General features: G+C 70.3%; 31 protein-coding genes. 18 read left to right on the top strand and 13 right to left on the bottom strand.

Features of this window, described 5'->3' with window-relative positions; translation table 11 throughout:
- Positions 1 to 63: 63 nt before the first annotated feature.
- Positions 64 to 759 (top strand): response regulator transcription factor, encoded by a 696-nt coding sequence (locus tag SHK19_RS21835; RefSeq protein ID WP_322937460.1) that lies wholly within the window; start codon positions 64 to 66, stop codon positions 757 to 759.
- Positions 760 to 812: 53 nt separating this feature from the next.
- Positions 813 to 1,184, top strand: coding sequence for a response regulator (locus tag SHK19_RS21830; protein ID WP_322454287.1), 372 nt, complete (start codon positions 813 to 815; stop codon positions 1,182 to 1,184).
- Between the two features lie 4 nt (positions 1,185 to 1,188).
- On the opposite strand, the gene SHK19_RS21825 is transcribed toward SHK19_RS21830, so the two are convergent.
- Together SHK19_RS21825 and SHK19_RS21820 are read right to left on the bottom strand one after the other, a co-directional pair.
- Entirely contained in the window at positions 1,189 to 3,210 is a 2,022-nt protein-coding gene (locus SHK19_RS21825; protein WP_322937459.1) for a hypothetical protein, read from the bottom strand.
- On the bottom strand, positions 3,207 to 4,526 hold the full coding sequence (locus SHK19_RS21820; protein ID WP_322937458.1) for a GAF domain-containing sensor histidine kinase: 1,320 nt from the start codon (positions 4,524 to 4,526) through the stop codon (positions 3,207 to 3,209). The genes SHK19_RS21825 and SHK19_RS21820 overlap by 4 nt, the downstream gene beginning before the upstream one ends.
- Before the next feature lie 213 nt (positions 4,527 to 4,739).
- Between SHK19_RS21820 and SHK19_RS21815 the strand changes: the two genes are divergently transcribed.
- The 3 genes from SHK19_RS21815 to SHK19_RS21805 all read left to right on the top strand — a co-directional run bounded on the left by SHK19_RS21815 (position 4,740) and on the right by SHK19_RS21805 (position 8,864).
- Positions 4,740 to 5,498: an ABC transporter ATP-binding protein gene (locus tag SHK19_RS21815; RefSeq protein WP_322454290.1), complete on the top strand. Its 759-nt coding sequence runs from the start codon at positions 4,740 to 4,742 to the stop codon at positions 5,496 to 5,498.
- A gap of 2 nt (positions 5,499 to 5,500) precedes the next feature.
- Positions 5,501 to 8,044 (top strand): ABC transporter permease, encoded by a 2,544-nt coding sequence (locus tag SHK19_RS21810; protein ID WP_322937457.1) that lies wholly within the window; start codon positions 5,501 to 5,503, stop codon positions 8,042 to 8,044.
- Positions 8,045 to 8,150: 106 nt separating this feature from the next.
- Positions 8,151 to 8,864 carry a hypothetical protein gene (locus SHK19_RS21805; protein WP_322937456.1) on the top strand — a complete coding sequence of 238 codons (714 nt, stop codon included), beginning with the start codon at positions 8,151 to 8,153 and terminating at the stop codon, positions 8,862 to 8,864.
- Positions 8,865 to 8,891: 27 nt separating this feature from the next.
- Here the strand turns inward: SHK19_RS21805 and SHK19_RS21800 are convergent, their stop codons facing one another.
- The gene (locus tag SHK19_RS21800) at positions 8,892 to 9,443 is read right to left on the bottom strand and encodes a putative glycolipid-binding domain-containing protein (protein WP_322937455.1); all 552 of its coding nucleotides are present in this window, start codon (positions 9,441 to 9,443) and stop codon (positions 8,892 to 8,894) included.
- A gap of 132 nt (positions 9,444 to 9,575) precedes the next feature.
- On the opposite strand from SHK19_RS21800, the gene SHK19_RS21795 reads away from it, so the two are divergent.
- The 4 genes from SHK19_RS21795 to SHK19_RS21780 all read left to right on the top strand — a co-directional run bounded on the left by SHK19_RS21795 (position 9,576) and on the right by SHK19_RS21780 (position 12,878).
- A complete protein-coding gene (locus SHK19_RS21795; RefSeq protein WP_322937454.1) occupies positions 9,576 to 10,697 on the top strand; it encodes an S-(hydroxymethyl)mycothiol dehydrogenase in 1,122 nt (373 codons plus the stop codon).
- A complete protein-coding gene (locus tag SHK19_RS21790; RefSeq protein ID WP_322454295.1) occupies positions 10,697 to 11,353 on the top strand; it encodes an MBL fold metallo-hydrolase in 657 nt (218 codons plus the stop codon). Before SHK19_RS21795 ends, SHK19_RS21790 begins: the two co-directional genes overlap by 1 nt.
- A gap of 83 nt (positions 11,354 to 11,436) precedes the next feature.
- Complete coding sequence (locus SHK19_RS21785; RefSeq protein ID WP_322454296.1) at positions 11,437 to 11,976, top strand: SigE family RNA polymerase sigma factor; 540 nt, start codon at positions 11,437 to 11,439, stop codon at positions 11,974 to 11,976.
- Positions 11,973 to 12,878: a hypothetical protein gene (locus SHK19_RS21780; RefSeq protein WP_322937453.1), complete on the top strand. Its 906-nt coding sequence runs from the start codon at positions 11,973 to 11,975 to the stop codon at positions 12,876 to 12,878. The genes SHK19_RS21785 and SHK19_RS21780 overlap by 4 nt, the downstream gene beginning before the upstream one ends.
- A gap of 108 nt (positions 12,879 to 12,986) precedes the next feature.
- Here the strand turns inward: SHK19_RS21780 and SHK19_RS21775 are convergent, their stop codons facing one another.
- The gene (locus SHK19_RS21775) at positions 12,987 to 14,561 is read right to left on the bottom strand and encodes a peroxidase family protein (RefSeq protein WP_322937452.1); all 1,575 of its coding nucleotides are present in this window, start codon (positions 14,559 to 14,561) and stop codon (positions 12,987 to 12,989) included.
- 134 nt (positions 14,562 to 14,695) lie between these two features.
- Positions 14,696 to 15,031, bottom strand: a complete 336-nt coding sequence (locus tag SHK19_RS21770; RefSeq protein ID WP_322937451.1) for a cupin domain-containing protein — start codon at positions 15,029 to 15,031, stop codon at positions 14,696 to 14,698.
- Between the two features lie 129 nt (positions 15,032 to 15,160).
- Between SHK19_RS21770 and SHK19_RS21765 the strand changes: the two genes are divergently transcribed.
- From SHK19_RS21765 to frdD, 5 genes are read left to right on the top strand one after another with little or no spacing between them, the layout of a single operon-like run.
- Positions 15,161 to 15,388, top strand: a complete 228-nt coding sequence (locus SHK19_RS21765; RefSeq protein ID WP_118925851.1) for a hypothetical protein — start codon at positions 15,161 to 15,163, stop codon at positions 15,386 to 15,388.
- On the top strand, positions 15,381 to 17,135 hold the full coding sequence (gene frdA, locus SHK19_RS21760) for a fumarate reductase (quinol) flavoprotein subunit (protein WP_322937450.1): 1,755 nt from the start codon (positions 15,381 to 15,383) through the stop codon (positions 17,133 to 17,135). The genes SHK19_RS21765 and frdA overlap by 8 nt, the downstream gene beginning before the upstream one ends.
- Before the next feature lie 2 nt (positions 17,136 to 17,137).
- Positions 17,138 to 17,890, top strand: a complete 753-nt coding sequence (locus tag SHK19_RS21755; RefSeq protein ID WP_322454301.1) for a succinate dehydrogenase/fumarate reductase iron-sulfur subunit — start codon at positions 17,138 to 17,140, stop codon at positions 17,888 to 17,890.
- Positions 17,887 to 18,291 carry a fumarate reductase subunit C gene (locus SHK19_RS21750; protein ID WP_322937449.1) on the top strand — a complete coding sequence of 135 codons (405 nt, stop codon included), beginning with the start codon at positions 17,887 to 17,889 and terminating at the stop codon, positions 18,289 to 18,291. Before SHK19_RS21755 ends, SHK19_RS21750 begins: the two co-directional genes overlap by 4 nt.
- The gene (frdD, locus tag SHK19_RS21745; protein WP_322454303.1) at positions 18,288 to 18,659 is read left to right on the top strand and encodes a fumarate reductase subunit FrdD; all 372 of its coding nucleotides are present in this window, start codon (positions 18,288 to 18,290) and stop codon (positions 18,657 to 18,659) included. Before SHK19_RS21750 ends, frdD begins: the two co-directional genes overlap by 4 nt.
- Before the next feature lie 40 nt (positions 18,660 to 18,699).
- On the opposite strand, the gene SHK19_RS21740 is transcribed toward frdD, so the two are convergent.
- The 5 genes from SHK19_RS21740 to SHK19_RS21720 form a co-directional block, all read right to left on the bottom strand.
- Positions 18,700 to 19,605, bottom strand: a complete 906-nt coding sequence (locus SHK19_RS21740) for a TIR domain-containing protein (RefSeq protein WP_322454304.1) — start codon at positions 19,603 to 19,605, stop codon at positions 18,700 to 18,702.
- Between the two features lie 42 nt (positions 19,606 to 19,647).
- On the bottom strand, positions 19,648 to 20,451 hold the full coding sequence (locus tag SHK19_RS21735; RefSeq protein WP_322937448.1) for a hypothetical protein: 804 nt from the start codon (positions 20,449 to 20,451) through the stop codon (positions 19,648 to 19,650).
- A 49-nt stretch (positions 20,452 to 20,500) separates the two neighbouring features.
- A complete protein-coding gene (locus SHK19_RS21730) occupies positions 20,501 to 20,944 on the bottom strand; it encodes an SRPBCC family protein (RefSeq protein ID WP_322937447.1) in 444 nt (147 codons plus the stop codon).
- Between the two features lie 99 nt (positions 20,945 to 21,043).
- Positions 21,044 to 21,382 carry an ArsR/SmtB family transcription factor gene (locus tag SHK19_RS21725; protein ID WP_322937446.1) on the bottom strand — a complete coding sequence of 113 codons (339 nt, stop codon included), beginning with the start codon at positions 21,380 to 21,382 and terminating at the stop codon, positions 21,044 to 21,046.
- Positions 21,379 to 21,843 (bottom strand): SRPBCC family protein, encoded by a 465-nt coding sequence (locus tag SHK19_RS21720; protein WP_322937445.1) that lies wholly within the window; start codon positions 21,841 to 21,843, stop codon positions 21,379 to 21,381. Before SHK19_RS21720 ends, SHK19_RS21725 begins: the two co-directional genes overlap by 4 nt.
- Before the next feature lie 161 nt (positions 21,844 to 22,004).
- On the opposite strand from SHK19_RS21720, the gene SHK19_RS21715 reads away from it, so the two are divergent.
- From SHK19_RS21715 to SHK19_RS21705, 3 genes are all read left to right on the top strand, one after another.
- Positions 22,005 to 22,610, top strand: a complete 606-nt coding sequence (locus SHK19_RS21715) for a glyoxalase (protein WP_322937444.1) — start codon at positions 22,005 to 22,007, stop codon at positions 22,608 to 22,610.
- Positions 22,611 to 22,713: 103 nt separating this feature from the next.
- Positions 22,714 to 23,175 (top strand): protein-tyrosine phosphatase family protein, encoded by a 462-nt coding sequence (locus SHK19_RS21710; protein ID WP_322937443.1) that lies wholly within the window; start codon positions 22,714 to 22,716, stop codon positions 23,173 to 23,175.
- Positions 23,176 to 23,250: 75 nt separating this feature from the next.
- Positions 23,251 to 23,709, top strand: coding sequence for an SRPBCC family protein (locus tag SHK19_RS21705; protein WP_322937442.1), 459 nt, complete (start codon positions 23,251 to 23,253; stop codon positions 23,707 to 23,709).
- A 15-nt stretch (positions 23,710 to 23,724) separates the two neighbouring features.
- Here the strand turns inward: SHK19_RS21705 and SHK19_RS21700 are convergent, their stop codons facing one another.
- Both SHK19_RS21700 and SHK19_RS21695 read right to left on the bottom strand, forming a co-directional pair.
- Positions 23,725 to 24,150 (bottom strand): SRPBCC family protein, encoded by a 426-nt coding sequence (locus SHK19_RS21700; protein ID WP_322937441.1) that lies wholly within the window; start codon positions 24,148 to 24,150, stop codon positions 23,725 to 23,727.
- A gap of 89 nt (positions 24,151 to 24,239) precedes the next feature.
- Positions 24,240 to 25,757 carry an MFS transporter gene (locus SHK19_RS21695; protein WP_322454313.1) on the bottom strand — a complete coding sequence of 506 codons (1,518 nt, stop codon included), beginning with the start codon at positions 25,755 to 25,757 and terminating at the stop codon, positions 24,240 to 24,242.
- An 88-nt stretch (positions 25,758 to 25,845) separates the two neighbouring features.
- Between SHK19_RS21695 and SHK19_RS21690 the strand changes: the two genes are divergently transcribed.
- A complete protein-coding gene (locus tag SHK19_RS21690) occupies positions 25,846 to 26,247 on the top strand; it encodes a MarR family transcriptional regulator (protein ID WP_322454314.1) in 402 nt (133 codons plus the stop codon).
- A 1-nt stretch (position 26,248) separates the two neighbouring features.
- Here SHK19_RS21690 and SHK19_RS21685 read toward each other — a convergent pair whose 3' ends face one another.
- Positions 26,249 to 26,686 (bottom strand): acyl-CoA thioesterase, encoded by a 438-nt coding sequence (locus tag SHK19_RS21685; RefSeq protein ID WP_322937440.1) that lies wholly within the window; start codon positions 26,684 to 26,686, stop codon positions 26,249 to 26,251.
- Between the last annotated feature and the right edge of the window lie 67 nt (positions 26,687 to 26,753).

The following is a 26,753-nucleotide window of genomic DNA, read 5'->3' as shown; positions in this document are numbered from 1 at the left end:
CCTTCCTGGTGGCTGTCACGCGGCTCGGGCTCGGGAGCGGCCGTTCCGCCCTACAGTGGGCGGGTGACTGTCCGCGTTGTGTTCGCCGATGACAGCTACCTCGTGCGCGAGGGTGTCGCCGGGCTGCTGGAGGCGACCCCAGAGATCGAGCTCCTCGCGACCGCCACCAATCCCGTGGAGCTCCACGCGGCGGTTGCGGAGCACCGCCCGGACGCCGTGCTCACCGACATCCGGATGCCCCCTACCTTCACCACCGAGGGCATCGATGCCGCCAAGCGGATCCGGACCGAGTTCCCGGAGACGGGGGTGCTGGTCCTCTCCCAATACATCGAGGACGACTACGCGTTCGACCTGCTGTCCGACGGCGTCGAGGGCCTGGGCTACCTGCTCAAGGAGCGAGTCTCCCAGGTCGACGAGCTGATCGCGGCGCTGCATGCCGTCGCCCGCGGCGGCTCCGCCCTGGACCCGAAGGTGGTCGAGGGGCTGATGGCACGCAAGTCGAGCCAGGAGAGCTCGCCGCTGCTCGGGCTCACGGAGCGCGAGCGCGAGGTGCTTCAGGAGCTCGCGAGCGGGCGCAGCAACGCAGCGACCGCGAAGGCGCTGTTCATGAGCGAGCGGGCCGTGGAGAAGCACATCAGCTCGGTCTTCCAGAAGCTTGACCTCGTGCACGAGTCCGACGTCAACCGGCGGGTGATGGCCGTCCTGGTCTTCCTCGAAGCGACCGGAGGTGCGGGCACCCACCCCCCGACGGGCGGCTAGCACCCTCCCTCTCGCCGTGCGCGCCGGGAACAATGGCGGCGGAGGTGTGTGACGTGACCGATGTTCGCGTCCTGATCGTCGATGATCAGGAGCCGTTCCGCCAGGCGATGGCGGCCGTGGTCGAGGCGACCGCTGGCTTCCGCGTCGCCGGGACCGCGGTGACCGGTGAGGAGGCCCTCGCCGCTGCGTCGGAGCTTGCCCCCGACCTGGTGCTCCTCGACGTCAACCTGCCGGGCATCAGCGGGATCGAGGCCGCCTGCAGCCTCACGTCGTCCGGCGCGTCCCCGGTGGTCGTCCTCCTCTCGACGTACGACGAGGACGAGTTCGACATCTCCGGCTCGGGTGCTACTGCCTACGTGGCCAAGGCGGCGTTCGGACCCGACCGGCTGGCGGAGATCTGGGGGGCCGCCGGGCGAGCTCGGTAGGCCTTCACACCGGAGCCGTTCGCGCCGGCTCCGCCGCCGGGATCCGCAGCTCCAGCCCGCCGTCGACCGTCGACATCGACCCGCCGGTCGCCTCGACCCGGTCGACGACCGCGCGGAGATCGACCTCGCGGGCGGCGAGCCCTTCTATCTCGACGACCAGGTCGTCGCCCTCCGCCCGCAGCGCGATGGAGGCGGCGCCGAGCCGCGTCGCCTCGACGGACGAGAAGTAGACAGCGGTCTCCACCCGGTCGGGGAACCGCCGGGAGGCGACCGGCTCGACGATGTTCAGGGTGGGCGCAGGGTCCGCCCGCGCCAGGAAGGTGCGCAGCGTCGGCGCGATGCCGACGCGGGCGAGCTGGGTCGGGAAGACGCCGCGGGTGAGCTCCCGCAGGGCCTCCAGTGCCTCGTTGGTGCCGGCGACGAGAGCGTCCAACCCGTGGGCCGGGTCGCCGCTCGCGACTGCCACCCGGGCCGACCGGAGCTGCTCGGGGAGCGCGACCAGGCGCGGCAGGACGCGGTGAGAGATCGCCTCCTCCAGGTCGCGGCGTACGACGACGTCGGACTCGACGATCCGCGACCGGGACTCGGCGAGGTCCCTCGTGGTCCGGTCCAGCTCGGCCACCTTCTCGGCCAGCTGGGCTTCCAGGGCGGCGTTGCGGAAGGCGACGGCCGCCTGGTCGGCCAGGGCCGCCAGGAGGCGCTCGTCCGACGCGCGCAGCGGACGTGCCCTGAGGACGTCGACCTGGATGGTGCCGAGCAGCGAGCCCTCACTGCGCACCGGGACGACGTGCCCGACGGTCGCCGGATCGCGCCCCTCCCCGCCCCAGGAAGAAGAGTCGACCACGGCTCCGTCGACGCCGAGCAGGGTTGCCACGGTCCGTCGGGCAGCCACGGCGCGCCCGGCTGCCTCCGCGACGGCGGGGAGCAGCTCGGTCGCCGACGGGGTGTCGCCGAGCTGTCGGCTGAAGCTCGAGAGCGCTTCGTACGGCACGGCCCGGGATCCGTAGGCCGCCCGGTTGGCGACGCGGATCACGCCGCGGCGCAGTGGCTGGAAGGCGAACGCCACCCCGGCCGTGGCGAGCAGCGACAGCCACAGGTCACCGGTGCGGGTGTCGACGAGACGACCCACGAGGACGACCACCGCGGTGTAGCCGATGCCCGCGAACGCGAAGCCCACCGCGAGCACGACCGTCCGGTTGATCACGACCGCGATGTCGTAGAGGCGGTACCGCAGGGCCGCGACCGCGAAGGCAAGGGGGAGGAGCACGTACGCGATGAAGAGCGGCAGCGAGGCCGCCCAGGTCTGTCGCCCACCGTTGAGCGACTGGACGACCAGCGAGTTCGCGAGGCCGGCGACGAGCGCAGCCACCGCGAGCGCGATCAGCCGGAGCTGCTGCCGCTCCTCACCCGCGCTCCGCCGGATGCGGACGCCCATCGAGACCAGCGCCGCGATGAGCCCGAAGCCGATCAGCGCGAACCCGATCGTGAACACGGGGCCACGCACGGCGCCGATGTCGGAGTCGCGCAGACGGAAAGAGGTCGGCTCGATGGAGAGGAGCACGAGGGTGCAGAGGACCAGCCCGGCCAACACGAGCCCACCGACCCAGCGCCATCGTGGCGACAGGAAGTGGCCGTCGGGCGCGACCAGGAACATCACCGTGAGACCTGCGAACGCGACCTGGCCGCTCGTGAGGCTGGAGATCCAGCCGGCGACGGCAGCCGCGCCCATCGGGCCGGGTCCCCCCGCCTCGAGGACCCAGAGATGGTAGGCCTCGGTGAGCAGGGAGGCGGCCGACACCACGCCGACCAGGTTGAGCAGCATGCCGACGGCATGCCCCTCGTACCTGGTCAGGATGACCGCCCCCATCAGTGCGGAACCGAGGACGGCCAGGGGCGTGAACGGGAAGCCGTGCTCTGCGACCGCTGCCTCCGAGAACAGGGGCCGGTAGGCGGCGGTCACGGCGACGTCCCCGATCACGAAGGCCAGGGTCAGACCAGCGAGGACCCAAGCGAGCCGGGCGCTCACCTCGATCTCTCCCCGCCCGGGATACGGCCCTCGATGAGGGTTCCCGAGCCGGAGGACGAAGACAGGGTCAGGACCCCGTCGACGGCGTCGAGCCGGTCCCGCATGTTCGTCAGCCCGCTGCCGGCCGGGATCCCGTCGGGGTCGAAGCCGCAGCCGTCGTCGGAGACGCGGAAGGTCAACGAACCGTCGGGCGCGCCACGCAGCTCGATCCTGATCGTCGAGGCTCGCGCATGCTTGGCGGCGTTCTGCAGGGCCTCGAGGCAGCAGAAGTACGCCGCGGCCTCGACGCCCGGCGGGTAGCGACCGAGCCCGTCCGCGGTCAGGTCGACCGGCGTCGCACTGTTGATCGACGCCGCGCGCAGTGCGGGCTCCAGGCCACCGTCCGCGAGCAGCGGAGGATAGATGCCCTGGGAGAGCTGGAGGACGGTCTCGACCGCGTGGGCGGCGGCCGCCTCTTGTGCCTCGAGGAGCGGAACGGCGCGCTCGGGCGACCGCGCCGCCAGGGTCTCGGCGAGCCGGAGGTTCACCGCGAGGGCCACGAGGTGCTGCTGCGCACCGTCGTGGACGTCGCGCTCCAGCGCGCGCCGCTCGTTGTCCTGGGCGTCGACGAGTCGCTGCCGCGAGGCTCGAAGCTCCTCGGCGCGCGTGGACAGCTCCGCCGCCCGCTGCTCGAGCTCGACGCGCAGACGGGCCCCGCGCAGCACCAGCCGCGACTGGACGGCCAGTCCGGCGAAGAGCCGTTCCTCGACCGAGGTGAGCGGGACCTGGTCGCGCTCCTGGACGACCAAGAGCCCCAGCAGCTCACCGTCGTGCAGGACCGGCTGCGAGCGCCGGCCGCGCACCGACGTGTCGGTCGGGTCCAGCACCGCGTCCAGCGGCGCATCGGGAGGCCAGGGCGCTGCCAGACGTGGCTTGCCGTCCAGGACGAGCCACACCTGCGACCACTGCGCCCCGGTCCCGACGGCCAGCACCCGCGCCATCCGGGAGGGCAGCTCCTCGGCCGCGTAGCCGCCCGCCGCCGTACCGGAGAACTGACCCAGGACGTCGTACGGCGACGGCCGCCCGCCGTGCACTGCCCGGGAGACGAGCCCGCTGAGCCACGAGGACACCCGGTCGAAGGTCAGCGCCACCACGGCCGTGGCGAGGACGGAGAGGGCGACGGCGGGGGACGACGTCGGTCGTCCCAGCAGCGCGCCGCCGGCCAGCACGACCACGGCGTAGACGAGCGTCACGAAGGCGAGCAACCCGGCGCCGACGAGGGCGGTCGCCAGCCATTCGCGGCGCGACCGCCGGCGCAGGCTCATCACTCCGTCCATGCCGTGCAGTCTGCGCCCTGCGGTCGGGCCGCGGGAGGGGGATCCCCGAACCCTGCGGGTGGGTTGGCCGCACACCTGCCCGTCGGAACCGGACGGGGAGCGCCCGCCGAGCGTGCGCCCACCTCCATCGGCACCGGCGCCGGACTCGCGTGTGCTGGTCACACCTCGCCCGACCGGGCGGAAACCAACCCAAGAACCCAACGGGAGACTCACATGTCTGTCATCACTTCCACGGAGTCGGCAGTGGTCACCACCGCCGCCGGCGCCGTCAACCTCAACAAGAGCTACGGGACCGGCGACGCCACCGTCACCGCCCTCGACAACGTGACCGTGGGCCTCGGTGCCGGTGAGTTCACCGCCATCATGGGACCCTCCGGCTCCGGCAAGTCGACGCTGCTGCACATGCTCGCCGGGCTGGACCAGCCGACGAGCGGTCAGGTGTTCCTCGGCGACACCGACATCAGCACCCTCGACGACAAGGGGCTCACCCTCCTCCGTCGGGACCGGATCGGGTTCATCTTCCAGTCCTTCAACCTCCTGCCGACCATGACCGCGGCGGAGAACATCGTGCTTCCCATGAAGATCGCCGGGCGCACGCCCGACGAGCACTGGGTGGCATCCATCGTCGAGACCGTCGGCCTCACGGAGCGGCTCGGCCACCGGCCGGCCCAGCTCTCGGGCGGCCAGCAGCAGCGGGTCGCCGCTGCCCGGGCGCTGGCGTCGAAGCCGCAGATCGTCTTCGCCGACGAGCCCACCGGCGCGCTCGACTCACGCTCGGGCGCCGAGCTGCTCGGGTTCCTGCGCCGGGCCGTCACCGAGCTCAACCAGACCGTCGTCATGGTCACCCATGACGCGAACGCCGCGAGCTACGCCGACCGCGTGATCTTCCTCGCGGACGGTCGCATCGTCGACGAGATGCGCCGGCCGAGCGCCGATGAGGTCTACGACTACATGAAGACGCTGGGGGCCTGATCATGTTGACCACCACCCTCCGCGGCATGCTCGCGCACAAGCTGCGGCTCGCGCTCACGACGGCCTCGATCGCCCTCGGGGTCGCCTTCCTGGCTGGCACGCTCGTCCTCACCGACACCATGGGCACCGCGTTCGACCGGCTGTTCGACAAGGTCGCCGCCGGCACCGACGCGGTCGTCCGGACCGAGGCCGCCTACTCGGCCTCGGAGGGCGTCAGCACCAGCCGTGCCCCGATCGACGCGGCCGTCCTCGACCAGGTCGAGCAGGTCGAAGGCGTGCGCGCGGCGGAGGGATCGGTCAGCGGGTACGCCCTGCTCACCGACACCGACGGCGACGCCGTCATCCCCCCGGGCGGGCTGCCCACGACGGGCGCCACGATGTCGGCCGACGAGAAGCTCCGCGGCGACGTCAAGGTGCTGGCCGGCGAAGCGCCGGACGGACCCCACGAGGTCGCCATCGACGCCACCAGCGCCGAGGAGAACGACATCGAGGTCGGGTCGACCATCAAGATCCTGTTCCAGGGACCCACCGAGGAGTTCACCGTGGTCGGCACCGTCGGCTTCGGCGACGACAAGGACCTCGGCGGCAGCACGTCCGCGTACTTCGACGTAGCGACCGCTCAGCGGGTGCTGGGCACCCCGGGCGTCTTCGACACCATCGAGGTGAGCGCGGACCCCGGGATCTCTCAGGCCGAGCTCGCGGAGCGGTTGTCTGCCGTCGTGCCGGAAGGCACGGAGGCGGTGACCGGCGACGCGGTGTCGAAGGAGAACGCCGACGCCGTCAAGAGCAACATGAAGATGATCAACATCCTCTTCTCGATCTTCGCCGGCATCGCGCTGTTCGTCGGTGGCTTCATCATCTGGAACACCTTCACGATGATCGTCACGCAACGCTCGCGGGAGATCGCCCTCATGCGGGCCATCGGCGCGACCAAACGGCAGATCAAGCGGAGCCTGCTCTTCGAGGCGATCCTGATCGGCGCTGGAGCGTCCGCGATCGGCGTCGCGCTCGGCCTAGGAGTAGCGAAGGGCCTCAAGGTCCTCATGGACGTGGCCGGGTTCAGCCTGCCGACGACGTCGCTCCAGGTGGAGCCCCGCACCATCATCATCTCGATGGCCGTCGGCACCCTCGTCACCGTCGTCTCCGCGCTCGTCCCCGCCCGCCGCGCCACGAAGGTGCGTCCGGTCGAGGCGCTGCGGGAGTCCGCGGCCGACACCGGCAGCTTCTCCAAACGGCGGGCACTGGTCGGAACGACCGTCCTCGGCCTGGGAACCGCAGGTGTCCTGAGCACGTTGTACGCCGACGCACCGATGGTCGTGTTCGGCGTGGGCCTGCTCTCCGTGCTGGTCGGAGTCATCGTCGCGCTCCCGATGGCGGTGCGTCCGCTGGCCGCGGCGATCGGTGCTCCGATGAAGCTCCGGGGACTCTCCGGCGAGCTGGCGACGCAGAACGCGGTGCGCAACCCGCGTCGTACTGCTGCCACCGCCGCAGCGCTCATGATCGGGCTCACGCTGGTCGTGAGCATGAGCGTCTTCGCCTCTTCGTTGAAGACCTCCTTCGGGGAAGTCATCGGTGACAAGACCGATGCCGACCTCTACGTCACCAGCGCGAGCTCCCAGGGCCCCGGGTTCAGCCCGACCGTGGTGGCTGCGGTGGAGGACGTCGAGGGCGTCGACTCGGTCGCTGCCAGCGGTTGGGGCATGGCCAGGTTCGAGGGCCATGACACGAGCTACTCCGCGGTCGACCCGGCAACCGCCGGCGACCTGATGCAGCTCGACCTCTCCCAGGGCTCGCTGTCCGAGCTGGGGGACGACACCGTCGTCGTCTCCAGGGACATCGCCGAGAGCAACGGGTGGGAGCTCGGTGACACCGTGGACGCTGAGTTCGCAGCCACGGGCAAGCACCAGCTCGAGCTCGTGGGGATCTTCGACTCCAAGGGCTGGGTCACGGACAACTTCGTGATCGGGCTGGACGAGCAGAACGCCCTTGCAGGACCGCAGCTCGTCACCTCCGCCTTGGTGAAGGTGGCGGCCGGTGCCGATCGGGACGAGGTCCAGGACGCCATCACGGCGGCCCTGGCCGACCACCCGGACGCCAAGGTGCTGGACCAGGACGCCTACGAGGCCGAGGCCAGCGGGTTCATCGACGGACTGCTGACCTTCGTCACCGTGATGCTGTTGCTCGCGGTCGTGATCGCGCTCCTCGGCATCGTCAACACGCTGGCGCTCTCGGTCTTCGAGCGCACCCGCGAGCTGGGTCTGCTCCGCGCGGTCGGCATGACCCGCGGTCAGGTCAGGGCGATGGTCCGCTGGGAGTCGGTCGTGATCTCGCTGATCGGCGCGCTGTCCGGTGCCGGCCTCGGGATCGGGATCGGGGTGGCTCTGTCCAGGGTCCTCGAGGACCAGGGCATCACGGGAGTCTCGATCCCCGCACCGCAGATCGCCGTGTACGTCGTCCTGGCTGCCGTCGCCGGCGTGCTCGCGGCGCTTGGACCCGCCAGGTCGGCCGCCAAGGTCGATGTCCTCAAGGCGGTGGTCACGGACTGACCCAGTCCCGCACCAGGCCGGGCAGTGTCACCCGACACTGCCCGGCTCGGCGGCACCTGCGCCGCACTCACTCGAACGACTACTGACCTCAGCAAGGAGAAACACCATGACCATCACCGCCCCTCACCCCCGACCCCCCGTCCCCCAGCCCGTCCGGGCCCCCCGGCGGTCCGCCCGCCGCGTGGTCGCGCTCGTCCTGGGGCTGTTCCTGCTGATCGGAGCCGCCGGCTCCCTCGCCACCGCCGGCGTGCTCAGCTGGTTCGACGACGACCGTCGGGACGGTGACTACCTCACCACCGACGAGACCTCGCTCGACACCGGCGGTCACGCCCTCGCCGTCAAGGAGGTCGATCTCAACGGACTGAGCGGTGACTGGATCCTCGGCCGCGCGCGGCTGCGCGCCACCAGCGCCGACCCGGACACCTCGGTCTTCATCGGCATCGCCCGCGCGGACGACGCCAAGGCGTACTTGCGCGGTGTCGCCTACACGACGGTCGAGGACGTCGACGACCAGGAGACGACGAACACCGACCACATCGGCGGAGCACCGGCCAGCACGCCGGCGGACGCGGACATCTGGATCGCCCAGACGAGCGGTCCCGGCACCCAGAGCGTGACCTGGACCCCCAGGAACGGCAACTGGACGGCGGTCATCATGAACGCCGACGCCACCAGCGGTGTCGCCGTGCAGGCAGACGTCGGCGCCACGGTGCCGGTGTTCGGGTGGGTCACCTGCGCCCTGTGGATCACCGGCGCGACACTCGGCCTCGCCGAGTTGGCGTTGGTCGGAGGAGGCCTCCTGTCGCGCAGGCGCAGCTGATCGATGAAGGAGCGAGGCCGCCTGCTGCTAGGCGAACCGAACGGCGATGCCGGGATAGTCGAGGACCAGCCCGGCATCGTCGTATGTGAGCACGGCTCGGAAGTCGCCCTCCGAGGTGTAGTCGAACCGGTGGTCGTCGAGCCGCCGGTAGGTCTGGTCGAGGCGCCGCGCCGTGAGGTCGAGGGCCTGGACGTAGACCGCGGACGCGGTGACCACCTCGTCGGCGGGCAGCCGCAACCGGTGGATGGGCAGGGTGTTCGTGCATGCCGATGCCTCGAGGTCGACGTCGACGAGGCCGTCGAGGTGCGGCGCAGGGTGGCCCTCCACGGTCCACCGGCCGTCCCCGTCGGAGACCAGCACGGTCGTGCGGGTGCCGGCCACGGTGTCGGACGAGACCTGCACCCGGCGGGTCCGCCAGCGGTCGTCCAGCGTGATCTCGTAGGTGACCGCGTAGGCCTCGCCGTCCTCGACGGCGGAGGTGTGCCCGCGCAGTCGGCCCGGCTCGGCGTACATCACCTCGAACCCGTCGACCGCGTCGACGAAGCGCCAGGCCGCGAAGGGCGGCAGATCGGCGAACATGGCGCCAGCCAAGCAGAAGCGACGGACAGTCCGACGCGGCTGATGGCCGGCCGACCGTCGCGCCGACCAGTCGGTTGCGCCTAGGTTGATGCACTCGATGGTTCGTCGTCAGCCACAGAGGAGACCAGTCGCATGCAGCAGGTCCGGGCGGTCGTCGCCCGCGCAAAGGGAGCCCCGGTCGAGATCGTGACCATCAACGTCCCGGACCCGGGCCCGGGCGAGGCGGTGGTGAAGGTGCTGACCTGCGGGGTCTGCCACACCGACCTGCACTACCGCGAGGGCGGCATCAACGACGAGTTCCCCTTCCTGCTGGGACACGAGGCCTCGGGGATCGTCGAGGCCGTCGGCCCGGACGTCACGGGTGTGGCGCCGGGCGACTTCGTCGTCCTCAACTGGCGCGCGGTGTGCGCCGAGTGCCGCGCCTGCAAGCGCGGCGATCTCCACTACTGCTTCGCGACCCACAACGCGCAGCAGAGGATGACACTGGCCGAGGGACCGGACGCCGGTACGGAGCTGTCGCCGGCGCTGGGCATCGGTGCGTTCGCGGAGAAGACGCTGGTCGCTGCGGGCCAGTGCACGAAGGTCGACCCGGCGGCCCGACCCGCCGCCGTGGGCCTGCTCGGGTGCGGCGTGATGGCCGGCATCGGTGCTGCGATCAACACCGGCGCCGTGACCCGGGGTCGCAGCATCGCGGTCATCGGCTGCGGCGGCGTAGGCGTCGCAGCCATCGCCGGCGCAGCGCTGGCGGGCGCGAGCCCGATCATCGCGGTCGACATCGACGCCAAGAAGCTGAAGACAGCGAAGAAGATGGGCGCTACCCACACCATCGACTCCTCGCCCCTGTCCGGGCTGGACCCGGTCACGGAGATCAAGCGGATCTGCGCGGAGACCTACGAGGGCGCCGACGGCGCCGACGTGGTCGTCGAGGCGGTCGGGCGCCCGGAGACCTGGCAACAAGCGTTCTACGCCCGCGACCTTGCCGGCACCCTGGTCCTGGTCGGCGTACCGACGCCGGACATGAAGGTCCCCGACATCCCGCTCATCGACGTGTTCGGCCGCGGCGGCGCGCTGAAGTCCAGCTGGTACGGCGACTGCCTGCCCAGCCGCGACTTCCCCATGTTGGTCGACCTCTACCTGCAGGGTCGGCTCGATCTCGACGCCTTCGTCAGCGAGGAGATCGGGCTCAGTGACGTGGAGGCGGCGTTCGAGCGGATGCACCACGGCGACGTCCTGCGCTCGGTCGTCGTCCTCTGATGGCCGGCCCCTCGAGCGGCCTCCGGGTCGACCACGCTGTCAGCAGCGGCACCTTCAGCCTCGACGGCGAGACCTTCGACGTCGACAACAACATCTGGGTCGTCGGCGACGACAGCGAGTGCGTCGTCATCGACGCACCGCACTCGGTCGACGACATCCTCGCCGTCGTCGGGGATCGCCGGATCAGGGCGATCGTGTGCACCCACGCCCACGACGACCACGTGCGGGTGGCACCGGCACTGCGCGAACGGGCCAACGACGGATCAGGGGCGCCGATCCTGCTCCACCCCGACGACCGGCCACTGTGGGAGCTCACCCATGGTGGCCCCGATGCCGTCGACGGCCACCTGTGGGACGTCGACCTCTCCGACGGCATGAAGATCGATGTGGCCGGTACGACGTTGACCGTGCTGCACACCCCGGGCCACGCACCGGGTGCGGTCTGCCTGCACGCGCCCGACCTGGGTTGCGTGTTCACCGGCGACACCCTGTTCCAGGGTGGCCCGGGCGCGACCGGTCGCTCGTTCAGCGACCTACCCACCCTGGAGGCGTCGATCAGCGCCAAGCTGTTCGCGCTCCCCGACGACACGGTCGTGCACACCGGTCACGGCGACGACACCACGATCGGCGCCGAGCGGGCGCACCTCGGAGACTGACCGGCCGTTCTCGTGCACCAGATCGGTTGAGACCGGATCCTTGGTACGGCGCGTCTTCAGCGTGAACCCACCGAGGAGGACCATTGCGACGCAGTGCCCGCGACGACGCGGAGTTCACCGAGTTCGTGGCCGCACGATCGGACCAGCTCTACCGCAGCGCCTACCTGCTCACCACCTCGCCGCACGCCGCCGAAGACCTGCTGCAGACCACCCTCACCAAGGTGTACGTCGGATGGCGACGGCTGCGTGCCGCCAACGACCCGGTCGCCTATGCCCACGGCATCCTGATCAAGTCGTTCCTGAGTGAGCGCCGGCTCCGCCGCAGCGGGGAGCTGCCGGTCGACCGGACACCCGAGCCGCCGGCGCGCGAGCCGGTGGACCCCGTCGAGCGACTGACGCTGATGGCGGCGCTGGCCGAGCTGGCTCCGCTCGACCGGGCCGCGGTCGTGCTGCGCTACTGGAACGACCAGAGCGTCGCGGCGACCGCCGCCGACCTGGGTCTCACCGAGGCGGCCGTCAAGAACCGTTGCCTGCGCGGCCTACGGCTGCTCCGCGACCTGCTCGGCGACGACGCCCCCGATCCCACGACATCCCACCCGTCCAGCCCCAACCCCGTGGCGTGACCGGCCACTTCGAGGAGACGACCATGTTCGACATCGACGACAACATCGGCCTGCGAGACCGGATGGACCGCGCGGTCGGAGGTCTCCGTGCGCCCGACGTCACGAACGGCGTGATGGCGAAGGCACGGCGGCACCGCACCCATCGGCGCGTCGGCTACGCCGCTGGTGGGGTGGCCGTGATCGCTGCCGCCGGTGCCCTCGGATATCCGCTGACCCAGGGCACCGGCACCGAGCCGGGTGGCGGAGCCACGGATCCGGGCTACGGCGACGAGCCCAGCCCCTCCCCGAAGGCCGACCCGACCGGATCGAAGAGTGACGTCATCGACGACAACGGCTGTCGCGTCCGCCCCGCCGGCTGGTGGGACATGCCGGCCGACCAGGTCACCGCCACGCTGGCGGACCGGCTGCCCCGGGCCATGACCATCGGCAAGACCGAGGACGCGTCCGTCGGCATCTGGAGCGGCAACCTGGTCGAGGCGGCTGATCCCGACTTCGCATCGGTGCGGCTCCTCCCGCCTCCCGCGCCGGCGGTCGAGCCGATGCCGAATGACGACGGCACCATCACGCTCTGCGCCACCTGGGAGCCGATGCAGACGGTCGAGGCCTGCGACCCCGCGATCACGTGCGAAGAGATCCGCGACGACGAAGGCAACCTGGTCGGTGTCATCACCGAGAAGGTCGAGGCGACGGTCGTCAACGGCCAGGACGAACCGACGGACAAGTCCTACATCCTGGCCACCCTCGTCGGTCCCGACGGCGGCCACGTCGAGATCTACGTCGGCGAAGGCACGCGGGACGACCGGCCCGACACCCAGCACGACCCCGCCGACCAGCCGGCGTTGACCGTCGAGCACGTCAAGGAGCTCCTGACCGACCCCGTGTGGACCAGCTACACCGGCTGAGGACGCAGCGCGTCGCGGTGTGTCGGCTCTTGCCTCACCCGGAATACTCCGAACATGGCTGGCCGGCTGATCACGTGGGCCGTTTTCGTGGCCGGGTAGGTCGACCGGTCAGTCGCCCAGCGGTGCGAGCAGGGACTTCTTGTTCTGGAACGCGAAGACCAGCAGGTCGACCATCCCGAACCGCTCGGCCACCGGACCGATCCTCGGCCGCCACGCGGGGTTGCGCACGATCGAGTTCCTGCTGCCCTCCATCGCCCGGTGGAACGTCTCGACGACCAACCTGCCCCCAACCCCGGTCAGCCGGCCGTTGTTGAGCTCGGCCTCGCGCAGCACGTAGAACCAGAGCGGTGTGTCGGTGAGGAACGCGGACAGCTGGGCCGGGGTGAGAGCGGACAGGTCAGCGCCGTTCAGCCCGTCACGGATCTGGTCTGCGGTGAGCTTGGCGATGGGCACACCTCGTGCCGTCATGAAGTCGGCCAGCTGCTGGCCGCTGGCCAGCCTGAGCATCGCGGCCCGGGTGAGGTTGCGGAAGGCAAGGTTCGCCCGCAGCGTCCCGGCGTCTCCGTCTTCCCCACCGAACGAACCGAGCGGTAGGTCGGCGAGCGGGTCGACCAGCGCGGTGTCGATGCGCCGGGCGTTGTTGAACTCCCCGGCCGGCGGGTCGAGGTCCGGGCGGTCGATCTGGCTGAACCGGTAGAGGCGGCGCCAATCGGCGATCCAGTTGCTCGGCAGCGTCGGGAACCCGCCCAAGGTCCCGCTGGTGCGCGAGAAGTCGAAGAGGAGGAACAGCGAGCCCGCACCGTCAGGGAACTCCGCGTTCCAGTCGTAGGACTCGCGGATCATCGAGTGCCCCAGCCGGAACGCGCCCACCGAGAACTCCACCGGCATCGTCGGCATCGCGAACGGATCGGCGCCGACCTCGAAGACCCTCCGTCCGTTGGTGAACACGTCGGTGACTATTGCGGGATCGACGATCCGCGGCAGGTAGTCGGTCTTCAGCATCCACTGGTAGTGGAGGACGACGACCCGCCGTGCCCTCTGGAACCGGTCGGCCGCCGGCACCGATGCGGGCAGCTTGTCCACGACGCGGTTGTGGAACCGGATGAAGGCCGCGTGGTGCTGGGCGACGGCTAGGTTCTCGTCGTTTCGAGAATCGGGGATGTTCGCCCGCCGGGGCCGGGTGCCCGTCCCCACCCGGGGTACGTCGAACCCCTCCCGGGCGACGAGGTTGCCGATCCTGGTCGTGGTGCCGACCTCGAGGTGGGTCCGGTCGTCCGCGTAGAACTTCTGGGACACCTCGTCGTCGGGACCGAAGCCGTAGAGGCTGTCGAGGTCGAGGGTCGGCGACCGCCCCTGCAGCAGGTCGGCGGGTGTGATGTTCTCGCCGAGCGCCACCGTCGTGGCGTCGAAGGTGAGGTCGTGGTCGACGAACTGCCCCAAGTAGGTGTAGCCCGCAGGGATCCTCCCGTCCCGCTGGCGTCCGGTGGTCATCGCGCGCGCGACCTTGCTCCGGACCCTCGAGTCGAGGCGCTTGCCCCGGGGCCCGACCCGCGAGAAGCGGAACGGCGGTGCCGCCTCGGCCGCGCTCACAGCCCGGTCGGCGCCCACCGATCCCTCGCCTTCGATGACGTACTGCTCCTGCCCATGGCCGCGCTCCCGCTGACCCCTGGTCCCGTCCGGCATTCCTGCTCCTCACGATGCGGATGTGGTCGTAGTAGGACTGACGCACACACCCGCCCATCGGTTGCACGAAGGGACGACCCACGTCCGGCAGGACCTGGACAGAGCAGATCGCGGCGGGCTAGCACCGTCGATCGTCACGACGGTCCGAGTGTCCCCTTGGCCTCGCCGCCCGCACCTTCCTTGAGCTCGATGAAGATCGAGTGGCTGGGGGTGTCGCCGATGTTCTCGCCACGGTGCACTTGTGCGTCGAGCCAACGCACGGTGCCTGTTTCGAGGTCGACGTCACGCTGCTCGTCGCCGTGCACGAGACGGCGGCGGAACGAGCTGAGTGTGATCATCACGCTGTCGGGGTGGGCGTGCGTCGTCGTCGCGTCGCCCGGCTGGTCCTGGTACTCCAGCACCCGGACCCGGTCGTTCTCGAAGATGACCTTGTAGAAATCGGGGTTCGTCTCCGCGGGGTCAAGGCTCATCGTCAGAGCATGCCCGCAACCCGGGTCGAAGGGGAAGACATCCGGCCGGGCGCGCGATCACCTCTTCACATTCGGCCCGGAGGGGAGCACCCTGACAACGAACAGCCCCCTTCGTGAGCGAGGTGCAGCGTGACCACCACCGTCAGCCGCTTCGAGACCGGGCTCGCGCCATGCGGCAAGAAGCGCGACGGCGAGAGCGTGATGACCGAGGACCACCAGGGCCTCTTCACCGAGGATCGCCGTTACTCCTGCGGGTGTCGGACCACGAAGGAGGAGTACCACGACGGCAGCGTCCACTTCATGGTCGTGAACCACCACGGGAAGGTGCTTCTCGACGAGGAGCTGCGAGGTGAGTGAAGGCCTGATACGCGCCGCCCACGATGTCCTGATCGTGGGCGGCGGCGCGGCAGGCCTGCGGGCGGCGATCGCGATCGCGGAGACCGACCCGGATCTCGACGTGGCAGTGATCTCCAAGGTCTACCCGATGCGCAGTCACACGGTGTCGGCCGAGGGTGGTGCGGCGGGCGTCATCGCCGACGACGACAGCATCGACGAGCACATCTACGACACGATCTCGGGCAGCGACTGGCTCGGCGACCAGGACGCCATCGAGGCGTTCGTCAACGAGGCGCCTCGGGAGCTGCTGCAGCTCGAGCACTGGGGCTGCCCGTGGAGCCGACAGGACGACGGCCGCGTCGCCGTCCGCCCGTTCGGCGGCATGAAGAAGAAGCGGACCTGGTTCGCGGCCGACAAGACCGGCTTCCACATGCTGCACACCCTGTTCCAGACGACCTTGAAGTACCGCGAGGTCAAACGCTACGACGAGGTGTTCGTGACCCGCCTCCTGCACGACGACGACCGCGTGCACGGTGTGGTCGGGATCGGGCTCTACTCGGGCAAGATCCAGGCGGTCACCGCGAAGGCGGTCATCCTCGCCACCGGTGGCTGCGGCAAGGTCTTCCCGTTCACCACCAACGCCAACATCAACACCGGCGACGGCATGGGCCTCGCCTACCGCGCGGGCGCGCCGCTCAAGGACATGGAGTTCGTCCAGTACCACCCGACCGGGCTGCCGTTCACCGGGATCCTCATCACCGAGGCCACCCGCGCCGAGGGCGGGTGGTTGATCAACAAGGACGGCTACCGCTACCTCCAGGACTACGACCTCGGCAAGCCGACACCGACGCCGGAGCTGCGAAGCATGGAGCTCGGCCCGCGCGACCGGCTCTCGCAGGCGTTCGTCCACGAGGTCGAGAAGGGTCGTACGACGGACTCCCCGTGGGGCCCGATCGTCCACCTCGACCTGCGGCACCTGGGCGCGGACCTCATCGACACCAAGCTCCCGTTCGTGCGCGAGCTCTGCTTGAAGTACGAGCGGATCGATCCCGTGCACGAGCTGATCCCGGTCCGCCCGGTCGTGCACTACATGATGGGCGGCGTCCACACCGACATCGACGGCGCCACCCCCCTCGGCGGGCTCTACGCCGCGGGCGAGACCGCCTGCGTGAGCATCAACGGCGCCAACCGGCTCGGGTCCAACTCGTTGCCGGAGTGCCTGGTCTTCGGCGCCCGCGCCGGCCGGGCCGCCGCGGAGTTCGCCCGCAGTGCGGGCCCGACACCGGGCGTGATCGAGGCCCAGGCCGCCGACGAGGTGCGCCGGCTCGAGCGGGACCTCCTGGGCAAGGAGTCCGGAGGCGAGAGCATGGCGGCGATCCGCGGCGAGCTGCAGGCGACGATGGAGGACGCCGCCGGCATCTACCGGACCGGACCCGAGATGGCCAAGGGCATCGACACCCTTCGCGAGCTCCAGCAGCGGATCGGGAGGGTGGGGATCGCCGACACGAGCCGGTCGTTCAACACCGAGCTGCTCGCGGCCCTGGAGCTGGCCAACATGCTTGACATCGGCGAGTGCATCCTCCAGTCCGGCCTGCAGCGCGAGGAGTCGCGCGGTGCCCACCAGCGCACGGACTTCCCCGACCGCGACGACGAGCAGTTTCTCAAGCACCAGCTGGTCTACCGACACCGCGACGGCACCCCGCGGGTCGAGTCCATGCCGGTGACCATCACGCGGTGGCCCCCCGGCGAACGGGTCTACGGAAGGTAGCCATGGCCAGCAACGAGGACAGCATCCGGCTCGAGGTCACCAGGTACCGGCCCGACGGCGACTCCGAGCCACAGCTCCAGGAGTACGACGTACCCCTGCGCAGGGAGTGGACGGTCCTCGACGGGCTCAACCACGTCAAGGACGAGGTGGACACCACGCTGTCGTTCCGGTGGTCCTGCCGGATGGGCATCTGCGGCAGCTGCGGCATGAACGTCGACGGCGAGCCCAAGCTGACCTGCGCGACGTTCCTGAGCGACTATGCGCCCGGCCCGATCCGAGTGGAGCCGCTGTCCAACTTCCCGATCATCCGGGACCTGGTCGTCGACATCGACGACTTCATGCAGAAGCTGCCGAAGGTCAGCCCGTGGATCATCCGCGACGACGACGTGACGGAGATCGACGGCGAGTACCTCCAGACGCCCGAGGAGCTCGACGCCTACAAGCAGTTCAGCATGTGCATCAACTGCATGCTCTGCTACGCCGCGTGCCCCGTCTACGGGCTCGACCCGGAGTTCATGGGGCCCGCCGCGATCGCCCTGGCCGAGCGGTACGACCTCGACTCGCGGGACCACGGAGCGCGGGAACGGCTCGACGTGCTCATCGAGCACGAGGGTGTCTGGGGCTGCACCTTCGTCGGCGAGTGCACGACGGTCTGCCCCAAGCACGTCGACCCCGCCGGCGCCATCCAGCGCTACAAGCTGAAAGCCGCGAAGGAGAACGTCAAGGCTTTCGTGCTGCCGAGGTTCCTGCAATGACGACCCCGGACGTCACCGAGCCGCGGGTCCACCGACCCACCATGTCCACGTGGTGGTGGACGAAGAAGCGCTCCTACTTCGTGTTCGTGATGCGGGAGCTGAGCAGCTTCTTCATCGCGTGGTTCGTGGCCTTCCTGCTGGTCCTCGTCGCGGCCGTGGGGCGCGGCGACGCGGCGTACCAGGACTTCCTCGACTGGGCGGCGGCCCCGTGGATGGTGGCGATCAACCTGATCGCGTTCGCGTTCCTGGTGCTGCACGTGGTGACCTGGTTCAGCCTCACCCCGAAGGCGATGGACGTCCGGATCCGAGGCGAGAAGGCGCCCGCCGCCGTGATCATCGCGTCGCAGTACGTCGGCCTGGCGGTCGTGTCCGCCTTCGTGCTCTGGCTGGTGACCCGATGAGTACAGTCGCCCACCCTCCCCTGAAGCGCCGGATCGAGCCGCTCGTGTGGCTGATGTTCAGCGGCGGCGGCGTGATGGCCGCGGTGTTCCTGCCGGTGCTCGTGTTCCTGTTCGCCTTCGCGTTCCCCCTGGACTGGATCTCCCCGCCCGACCACGAGCACCTCGCTGCGGTCGTCGGCAACCCGTTGACCTTCCTCTTCCTCCTCGGGATGTTCGTCGTCCTCCTCGTCCACAGTGCCCACCGTTTCCGCTACACGCTCTACGACGGGCTCCAGATCAAGAGCAAGCGGATCACCGCGGTGCTCTGCTACGGGGTGGCCGCGATCGGCGCGCTCGCGGCGTTCGTCGTCCTCCTGACCGCCGCCTGAGCGACCCTTGCGACCGGTGCGCAGGAGCTGAGCTGACGGCTCAGGAGCCGGCGATCGCCCGCCACTCCTCGAGCTTCGCCCCGATCAGGTCGGCGCGGCGTTTCTGGTCGTTGCCGTCCAGGATGGCCAGGTCCTCCTGGTCTGCCCGCAGGTAGACGCCGGAGGTGCGCGCCCGGAGGGTCGGGTCGGAGTCGGCCCGGGTGGTCCAGTAGCCGGCGGCCCGGTCGACGGATTCGAGCCTGATCTGGCCGGTGCCCTCGAGCTGTGGTGCATCCGGGTGGCGGGGGCGCTCGCCGTTCCAATAGTAGAAGACGCCCGATGGGTCGGTCATCTCCTTCGCCGCCTCGCTCCAGTAGCGCGTCGACAGGGTGCCGTCCTCCTGCCACGCGCGACCGCTCACCTCCAACCCGCCGTGGCGGGCCCGCGAGATCCGCAGCAGGCTCACCGCCGAGGGTTCCTGCTCCGTGCGCACGGTCAGCGAGTGCTGCCACCACAGTCCCTCGATGCTGGCGAGCCGGCCCTCGGTCTCGATCGCGTGGCGGAGCTTCTGGTTGATCGCCTTGATCTCAGTCGGGGTGGTGCCGGCGTACCGCACGCAGGTCAGCCCGAGCAGGTCGGTGGGCAGCTTGGCGCCGTTGGCGTGGAGGATGAACGTCCGCCGCATGCCGAGGACGCCGCCGAACAGGCCCGCCTCGAACACCACGTTGTCGCGCGGTGAGGCTTGTCCGGCCGCGTCGCCCTGGGACGTCCAGTCGTCCTGCGCGAAGACGAACGCCGCGAAGTCGACCTGGTGGGTGAGCTCGACGAGCCGCTCGAGCGTCGACGTGCCGGGGTTGAACGTCGTGGTCCACGGCTCGACGTCGGCCACCTGCTCGAGCCCGCGGGTCAGCGAGTCCAGGAGCTTCGCCTGGTGACCCGACGACCCGAGGAAGATGCGTGGCTTCACTCTTACCTCCTGACGAGGATGCGCGACCGTTGCCGGTGCAGCCTAGTCGTGTTGCTCGCCGGCGTAGTCGAGGCCGATCGCGGCCAGTGCCGCGGCCAGCCGGTCCAACGCGATCGGCCCGACCCCGTGCAGGGCGGCCAGGTCGCGCCGGGTCCAGGTGCTCACCGCCTCCACCGTGTGGAGGTCGGCCGCGCGCAGTGCGCGGGTCGCCGGCGCGCCGATCGTCCGCGGCAGCGGCGTGCCCGTCCGACGGGGCGCGCGCTCGCGGGGACCGTCCTCGTGGTCGAGCACCGCCTCACCGCGCGGCGACAGCCGGTAGCCGATCGCGAGCGACTCGGTCAGCCCGCGCTCCTTGAGCTTGCGGACGTCGCGCTTGAACTCCGGAGTGGGCCGTCCCACCTCCAGGGCGAGCTCCGGCGCCCGCACCTCGGGGTTGGTGTCGATCAGCCGCAGGGTGGCGCGGGTCCACGCCCCGATCGGCGACGCGGCGTCGAGTCGGTCGAGCCCGGCGATGATGTCGGCCAGCTCGTCGGGGGCGGGCACGGTCTCGCGCAGGCGCTCACGCGGGTCGGGTCCGGCGTAGCTCAGGCCCACGCGGAAGACGCGGCCGTCCGTGCGCACGGACAGGGCGTTCTTGAGCGCCGCCAATGATGCCGCGCCGCATCGTCTGGCGTCATCGGCGCGGAGCGCCGAGAGCGGCACCGGCTCGACGCTGGTGACCTCGAGCAGCCCGACGGCCGTCCGCAACCGGGTGCCGACCTTCACTCTGGGCCGGTCCCAGCGTCGGAACGCCAGGTCGATCTCGCCATCCCGGATGGCCTCGAGCTCGGCGGGTCGGATCATCACCCCTCGGAGGCTAGACGACCAGTCCCGTGGCGGGGTGTGCTCACTGGACCTAGTGCCAGTTGCTGACCTTGACGTCGTACGGCGCCGGCTGGCCCTGGCCGGTCTCGACCAGGCTCTTCAGGCTCATCAGGAAGGTCGCCCACTTGGTGCTGCAGTGGTGCATGAACTCGACCTGCTCGCGCCAGCCCTCGTGGCGGAACAGGATGATCGTCCACTCGCCCTCGCGCTTGAGGTCGAACCGGATCTGGGTGCCGATCCACTCCTCGGGGCCGTCGACGACCTCCCACCGCACGAGCTCGGAGGGCCGGGCCTCGAGCACCTTCATGTCGAAGCCGCCGGCTTCGCCGAACCGGAAGGCGACGACGCCGCCGGGATCGCTGTCGCCCTTGGTGTCCGCGGTCCACCAGCGGGCCAGCCCGTCGGTCGTGGTCAGGGTTGCGTAGACGTCCTCCGGGAACGCCATGGCACCGATCCGGTGCAGGATGTCAGACATTGCGGTACCTCTCTGGGTGGGTGCACGCCCGGTTCTCGGGCGCGCTTCATGGGGCCCGCCACTCGCGTGGCGGGGATCGTCGGGTGATGGACGGGGGAGTCAGTTCTTCTTGTTGCGCTCGATCGTCTCGGCGATGCGCTTGATCCGGTTGAGGCGGGCGTCCCAGGCATCGCCGACGGATGACAGCTGAGCGACCGCGCGCGCGAGCTGGGCCTCGTCGACCTGGTAGCGGCGCTCCCGCCCGGACGGTGTGGCGCGGGTCAGACCGACGCGTTCGAGGACGGCGAGGTGCTTGGCCACCGCTTGTCGGGACACGGGGAGCTGTCCGCTCAGCGAGGTCGACGTACCACTGCCGGCGGCCAGCAGCAGGTCGAGCATCCGGCGCCGGGTCGGGTCGCCGACCGCCGACCACAGGTCGTCGTCGATGGCGGTGCTCACGACTGCGACACCAGCCGGTCCGCGTAGGTCACCAGGCGGGGGAGGAAGTGGTCCCATCCGGTGGCGTGGTCGCGGTAGGCCTCCTCGAGGACGGCGACCTCCCAGCCCCGCTCGCGGAAGCCCGACTCCGTGAAGCGCAGCAGCGTCCCGTCGCCCGACGGGGACAGCTCGAAGGTGACGAGGAGCGAGTTGTCCGCCGCCGGGGTCACGCCGTCGTCGTACACCCAGCGGAACGCGAACCGCCGGGGCGGGTCCGCCTCCACCACCGTCAGCTCCTCCACATGGGCGGGAGGCTCGCCGGGCTTGCCGAACGAGACCACGCCCGTGCCACCGGGCGTCGGGTCGAGCTCGGCCTCGTCCGGCCACCACTCCCGCAGGTGCTCGGGTGTGCTGATGACCTCGTAGACCACCTCGGGAGTCGCCTCGATGTGGATCTCCCGCTCGATCGTTCCGTACTCCATGTCCTGCTCCTCGATCGTGCAACGTTTGGTTGCACATCAATCTACGGCAGAGCCGGAATGAACGCAACCTTTGGTTGCGCAATTCTGCCCGGACGCTCGGCGGCGCGATCGAGCAGGAATCAAGAAGCCGCCGCCGTGCTGCCGGACCTAGCGTCATCGACATGAACTCCATCGACACCATCACCCTCGAGGTGGCCGACACCCAGGCCGCCGCCAACTTCTACAAGTCCGCCTTCGGCGACGACCTCCCCCTCGACTTCCGCGAGTCCGACGACCCGACCAGCGGGTTCCGCGGTTTCACGATCTCGCTGGTCGTCGCGCAGCCCAGCACCGTCCACGCGCTCGTCGACGCCGCTGTTGCCGCCGGCGCGACGACGCTCAAGCCGGCCACCAAGTCGTTCTGGGGCGTGGGCGGCGTCGTCCAGGCGCCGGACGGGACGATCTGGAAGATCGCCACCTCCGCCAAGAAGGACACCGGCCCGGCCACGCGCGACATCGACGAGGTCGTGCTGCTGCTCGGGGTCGACGACGTGAAGGCGACCAAGCGGTTCTACGTCGACCAAGGGCTCGAGGTGGCGAAGAGCTTCGGCGGCAAGTACGCCGAGTTCGCCAGCCCGGAAGGGTCGATCAAGCTTGCCCTGTACTCGCGGAAGTTCGCGGCGAAGGACGCCGGGGTCCCGGCCGAGGGCTCCGGGTCGCACCGGGTCGTCATCGGGTGCACAGCAGGGTCGTTCACGGACCCCGACGGCTTCGTCTGGGCGAGCTAGGGAACGCGGGCAACCCAACGTGTGCCGCCTCGCTGCACCGGTCGAAGCCCGCGTTGCCACCGACACCCCTGAGGGCACTCCGGCGAGTCCCTACCCTGGGCGGATGAGCGAGTGGCCCGCGGCGCCCGGCGTCGTCGAGCTTCCTGACGGCCGCCGCGTATGCGGCACCGGCATCCGGCGACCGCGCGACAGCGCGCCTGCTCCCGAGTTCGCCGTCTACCTGCTCGGCCGTGACCCGCAGGTCACCGACTGGCCGAGCCGTTGGGTGCGGTGGCGCGACTTCCACCTGCCGGCCTCCGCGGAGGACGCCGTCGCCGTGCTGACTGCGGCGCACACCCGCGCCGCCACCGAGCGGGTCGAGGTCGCGTGCGCCGGCGGTCGCGGCCGGACCGGCACGGCTTTGGCAGTGCTCGCCGTGCTCAGCGGCGTCGGTCCCGACGAGGCCGTCGCGTGGGTGCGGACGCACTACCACCCGGAGGCGGTCGAGACCCGCTCCCAGCGGCGCTGGGTCGAGAAGGTCGGGCACTCACTGCTCGTCGAGGGCGGACCAGGCCACCTGGCTTGATCTCAAGCTCCGCTCCCCATCAGTGGTCCGACGGTCGCGGACGGTCGGGAGACCTCCCCGGAGTAGGTTCGTGCCGTGGGTGTCGACGTCGTCGTGGAGACCACGATCGCGCGGCCCGTGGCCGAGGTGGCGGCGTACGCGGGCGACCCGAGCAACGCGCCCGAGTGGTACGCCAGCATCACCTCGGTCGAGTGGCGGACGGAGCCGCCGGTGAAGGTCGGCTCGGAGATGGACTTCATCGCCCGCTTCCTCGGGCGGACGTTGTCCTACACCTATCGCGTCACCGAGCTGGTCCCCGGCCGGCGCCTGGTGATGGAGACGGCGCAGGGGCCGTTCCCGATGCGGACCACCTACACCTGGGAGCCTGCCGACGGCAGCACCCGGATGACGCTGCAGAATGCCGGATCGCCCGCCGGGTTCGGACGGATCGCCGCGCCGGTCATGGAGGCCGCGATGCGCCGCGCGACCACCAAGGACCTGGCGCGGCTCAAGGCGATGCTGGAGCGGAATGACGGGCCCACGGCGGCATCGTGAAACCAACGGCGAGGGTCAGTCGGCCTTCCTGACGGCCCGCACCAGCCCGTTGAGCAGGCCCGCCGCGATCACCTTGGTCAGCGCCTTCTCGACCAGCGGCACCCGCTGGTCGGCCAGCACGGTGTAGCTGATGGCGGTGCCGCCGCCGGCTTCCTCGAGCACGACGTCGCACCGGTAGTTGCGCAGCGGCACGCCCGACAGGGCCTTGTAGGACAGCCGCCGTCCGGGCTCGAAGGTGGTGACCTCCTCGACGATGGCAGGCGCCGGCAGCGGCGTGCTGATCCGCCGGACCGCGCCGACGCCGTTGGGCTCGGCCCGACCGGGGGTGGTCAGGCTGGCCGAGATCCCGGGGCCCCAGTCGCTGAGCCCCTCGTGGTCGGCGAGCACCTTCCACACGGCGTCGATCGGGTCGGACACGGTCGTTCGGACGGTCGACTGCATGGTCGGAACGTAACGCACCTCGGGACGACGGACGGCGCCCGATCGCAGCCGTGGGACGACTGCGACCGGACGCCGTGGGGTGCGGTGGGTCAGGCCGCCTCGAGCGCGGGCTCGGGGTCGGCGTCGGTGGTGGGATCGGTGGACGGGTCGACGGTCGGATCGGTGGTCGGATCGGTGGTCGGGTCCGCCGTCCGCTCCCGTGCGAGCGCGAGGCCGAGGATCGCGACCACCGCGCCGGCGAGCGCGACTGCCCCGGCGAACACCAGGCCCGGACGGAACGCATCGAGCGCCTCGGTCGGGGTCGTTGCCGGGCTGCCCGACGTGATCATCGCGGTCGTGACCGCGAGGATCAGTGCCGGGCCGACCTGCATCGAGGTCTGGAGGACGCCGGCGGCCAGTCCCTGCTCGTGGTCGTCGATCCCGCTCGTGGCCTGGATGTTGACGGCGGGGAACCCGATCCAGCCGACGCCGATCAGCAACACGGCAGGCAGGATCATCGCGACGTACGACGGTGACGTGTCGATGCGGAGGAACGCGAGGTAGCCGATCGCCATCACGCTCAGCGTCACCGCGATGACAGGTCCGGTCCCGAACCGCTCGACCAGCCGGTCGGAGAAGAACGCCGACGCGGTCACCATCAGCCCGACCGGCAGCAGTGCCAGGGCGAGCTCCAGCGGGCTCCAGCCGAGGGTGTCCTGGAAGTACAGCGTCGCGATGAACTGGAAGCTGAAGTAGGACCCGCCGAGGGCGACGATCGCCAGGCTGGCGCGCACCAGCGACACCTTGCGCAGGATGCCGAGCCGGATCAGGGGGTGGCGGACCCGCGACTCGACCGCGATGAACGCCGCGACCAGCGCGGCCACTCCGATGAAGGACAGGACCGTCCGCGCGGACCCCCAACCGGCCTCGGGCGCGCTCACCACGGTGTAGACGAGCAGGAGCATCGCACCGGTGGAGAAGACCGCGCCGAAGATGTCGTGGCCGCCCTCCTCGGCAGGCTTGTCCTTCGGGAGCAGGAGGTACGCCGACACCAGCGCGGCGAGTGCGATCGGGACCGGCAGCAGGAACGTCCAGCGCCAGCCGACGCCGGTCATCAGGCCGCCGAACACGAGGCCGAAGGAATAGCCGCCGGCACCGAACACGGTGTAGATCGACAGCGCCTTGTTGCGCGCCGGGCCCTCGGCGAAGTTGGTCGTGATGATCGAGAGGCCGGTGGGCGCGGTGAACGCGGCCGCGAGACCCTTCACGAAGCGGGTCAGGATGAGCAGCGGTCCGTTGGAGACCAGGCCGCCGGCGAGCGAAGCGACGGCGAAGACGGCCAGCGCGATCAGGAACACGCGACGGCGACCGAGCAGGTCCGCCGTACGGCCGCCGAGGAGCAGCAGGCCGCCGTACCCGAGGACGTAACCGCTGATCAGCCACTGCAGGGAGGAGGTCCCGAGGTCCAGCTCGGCGCCGATGGACGGGAGCGCGACGCCGATCATCGACACGTCGAGACCGTCGAGGAACAGCACGATGCAGAGGGTGATGAGCATCGCCCAGACGCGGAGGGACCAGCCGGTGGTGGTGATGGCTCCGGTAGGAGCGGGGGGAGAGGTGGTGGTCATGGCAGAATAGACTTCCATGCGTGTGCATTGAATGCAAGAGCAATTAATGTGTTTGCATAAACTAATCGGCCCGGCTAAGATGCGGGCCATGCCCACCCGTGCGTCCTCCCCGGCCCCTGGTGCGGTCGTGGACGAGTGGCGCACCCTGCTCGACCGGCACGCCAAGGTCAGCTGCGCGCTCGAGAAGACGCTGCAGCACGAGCACGGCATCGGCCTCAGCGAGTTCGAGATCCTCGACCGTCTCGTCGACGCCAACCAGGGCAGCTACCGGATGAGCGACCTGGCGTCGGACATCTACCTCAGCCAGAGCGCCTTGTCCCGCGCGGTCGCCCGCCTCGAGAGCGACGGTCTCGTCCACCGCAGCATGTGCACCGACGACCGGCGGGCGATCTTCGTGTGCCTGAGCGACGAGGGCCGCAAGGTGCACCAGGAGGCCCGGCCCACGCACCGCGAGGTGCTCGGCGAGACCTGGGACGCATCCGACGCCTGAATCAGGCAGCGGGCCGCTCCACGCCGGGCGCCAGCAGCGGCGCGGCCAGCTCCCACACGCGCTCGCCGATCGGCGCCGGTCGGAGCGTCTGGCCGTCGAGGTTGACCACGACCCGGTGCCCGTCGGCGTGGAGCACTGTGTGATCGGCCGACAGCACCTGGAAGCGATAGGTGACGCTGGTGCGGCCGGCCCGCTCGACCCAGAAGTGGACGTCGACCTCGGAGAGGCCGACCACCGGCTGGTGGTAAGTCATCTTGAGCTCGCGGATGACCAGGACCGACTCGCTGGGATCGAGCTGCCAGCCGGCGTCGGCCCAGAAGTCGATGACCGCGTTGTCGAAGAGCAGCGCGAACCGCGCGTGGTGCAGCATCCCGAAACCGTCGAGGTCGTCGAGATAGACCCGCTTGCGGACGAGGACGCCGGCGCTGGTGTCGATCACCGTGAGCTCCCAAAGATAGACGTTCGATCGGTCGTATTGTTTCAATGTACGCCGTCTGCCCCTATAC

Origin of the sequence: Nocardioides bizhenqiangii, from assembly GCF_034661235.1 — a bacterium.
GTDB lineage: Bacteria > Actinomycetota > Actinomycetes > Propionibacteriales > Nocardioidaceae > Nocardioides > Nocardioides bizhenqiangii.
The sequence above is the reverse complement of the archived record's forward strand: the minus strand, read 5'-3'. Positions and strand labels throughout refer to the sequence as shown.

Bases quoted from the DNA above. Each gene is read 5' to 3' on its own strand.
- frdD (WP_322454303.1), top strand. From the start codon at position 18,288: ATGAGTACAGTCGCCCACCCTCCCCTGAAGCGCCGGATCGAGCCGCTC.
- SHK19_RS21800 (WP_322937455.1), bottom strand. From the start codon at position 9,443: ATGTTCGCCGATCTGCCGCCCTTCGCGGCCTGGCGCTTCGTCGACGCG.
- SHK19_RS21815 (WP_322454290.1), top strand. From the start codon at position 4,740: ATGTCTGTCATCACTTCCACGGAGTCGGCAGTGGTCACCACCGCCGCC.
- SHK19_RS21820 (WP_322937458.1), bottom strand. From the start codon at position 4,526: ATGGACGGAGTGATGAGCCTGCGCCGGCGGTCGCGCCGCGAATGGCTG.
- SHK19_RS21795 (WP_322937454.1), top strand. From the start codon at position 9,576: ATGCAGCAGGTCCGGGCGGTCGTCGCCCGCGCAAAGGGAGCCCCGGTC.
- SHK19_RS21790 (WP_322454295.1), top strand. From the start codon at position 10,697: ATGGCCGGCCCCTCGAGCGGCCTCCGGGTCGACCACGCTGTCAGCAGC.
- SHK19_RS21805 (WP_322937456.1), top strand. From the start codon at position 8,151: ATGACCATCACCGCCCCTCACCCCCGACCCCCCGTCCCCCAGCCCGTC.
- SHK19_RS21775 (WP_322937452.1), bottom strand. From the start codon at position 14,561: ATGCCGGACGGGACCAGGGGTCAGCGGGAGCGCGGCCATGGGCAGGAG.
- SHK19_RS21730 (WP_322937447.1), bottom strand. From the start codon at position 20,944: ATGTCTGACATCCTGCACCGGATCGGTGCCATGGCGTTCCCGGAGGAC.
- SHK19_RS21810 (WP_322937457.1), top strand. From the start codon at position 5,501: ATGTTGACCACCACCCTCCGCGGCATGCTCGCGCACAAGCTGCGGCTC.
- SHK19_RS21715 (WP_322937444.1), top strand. From the start codon at position 22,005: ATGAACTCCATCGACACCATCACCCTCGAGGTGGCCGACACCCAGGCC.
- SHK19_RS21710 (WP_322937443.1), top strand. From the start codon at position 22,714: ATGAGCGAGTGGCCCGCGGCGCCCGGCGTCGTCGAGCTTCCTGACGGC.
- SHK19_RS21695 (WP_322454313.1), bottom strand. From the start codon at position 25,757: ATGACCACCACCTCTCCCCCCGCTCCTACCGGAGCCATCACCACCACC.
- SHK19_RS21690 (WP_322454314.1), top strand. From the start codon at position 25,846: ATGCCCACCCGTGCGTCCTCCCCGGCCCCTGGTGCGGTCGTGGACGAG.
- SHK19_RS21755 (WP_322454301.1), top strand. From the start codon at position 17,138: ATGGCCAGCAACGAGGACAGCATCCGGCTCGAGGTCACCAGGTACCGG.
- SHK19_RS21700 (WP_322937441.1), bottom strand. From the start codon at position 24,150: ATGCAGTCGACCGTCCGAACGACCGTGTCCGACCCGATCGACGCCGTG.
- SHK19_RS21750 (WP_322937449.1), top strand. From the start codon at position 17,887: ATGACGACCCCGGACGTCACCGAGCCGCGGGTCCACCGACCCACCATG.
- SHK19_RS21770 (WP_322937451.1), bottom strand. From the start codon at position 15,031: ATGAGCCTTGACCCCGCGGAGACGAACCCCGATTTCTACAAGGTCATC.
- SHK19_RS21720 (WP_322937445.1), bottom strand. From the start codon at position 21,843: ATGGAGTACGGAACGATCGAGCGGGAGATCCACATCGAGGCGACTCCC.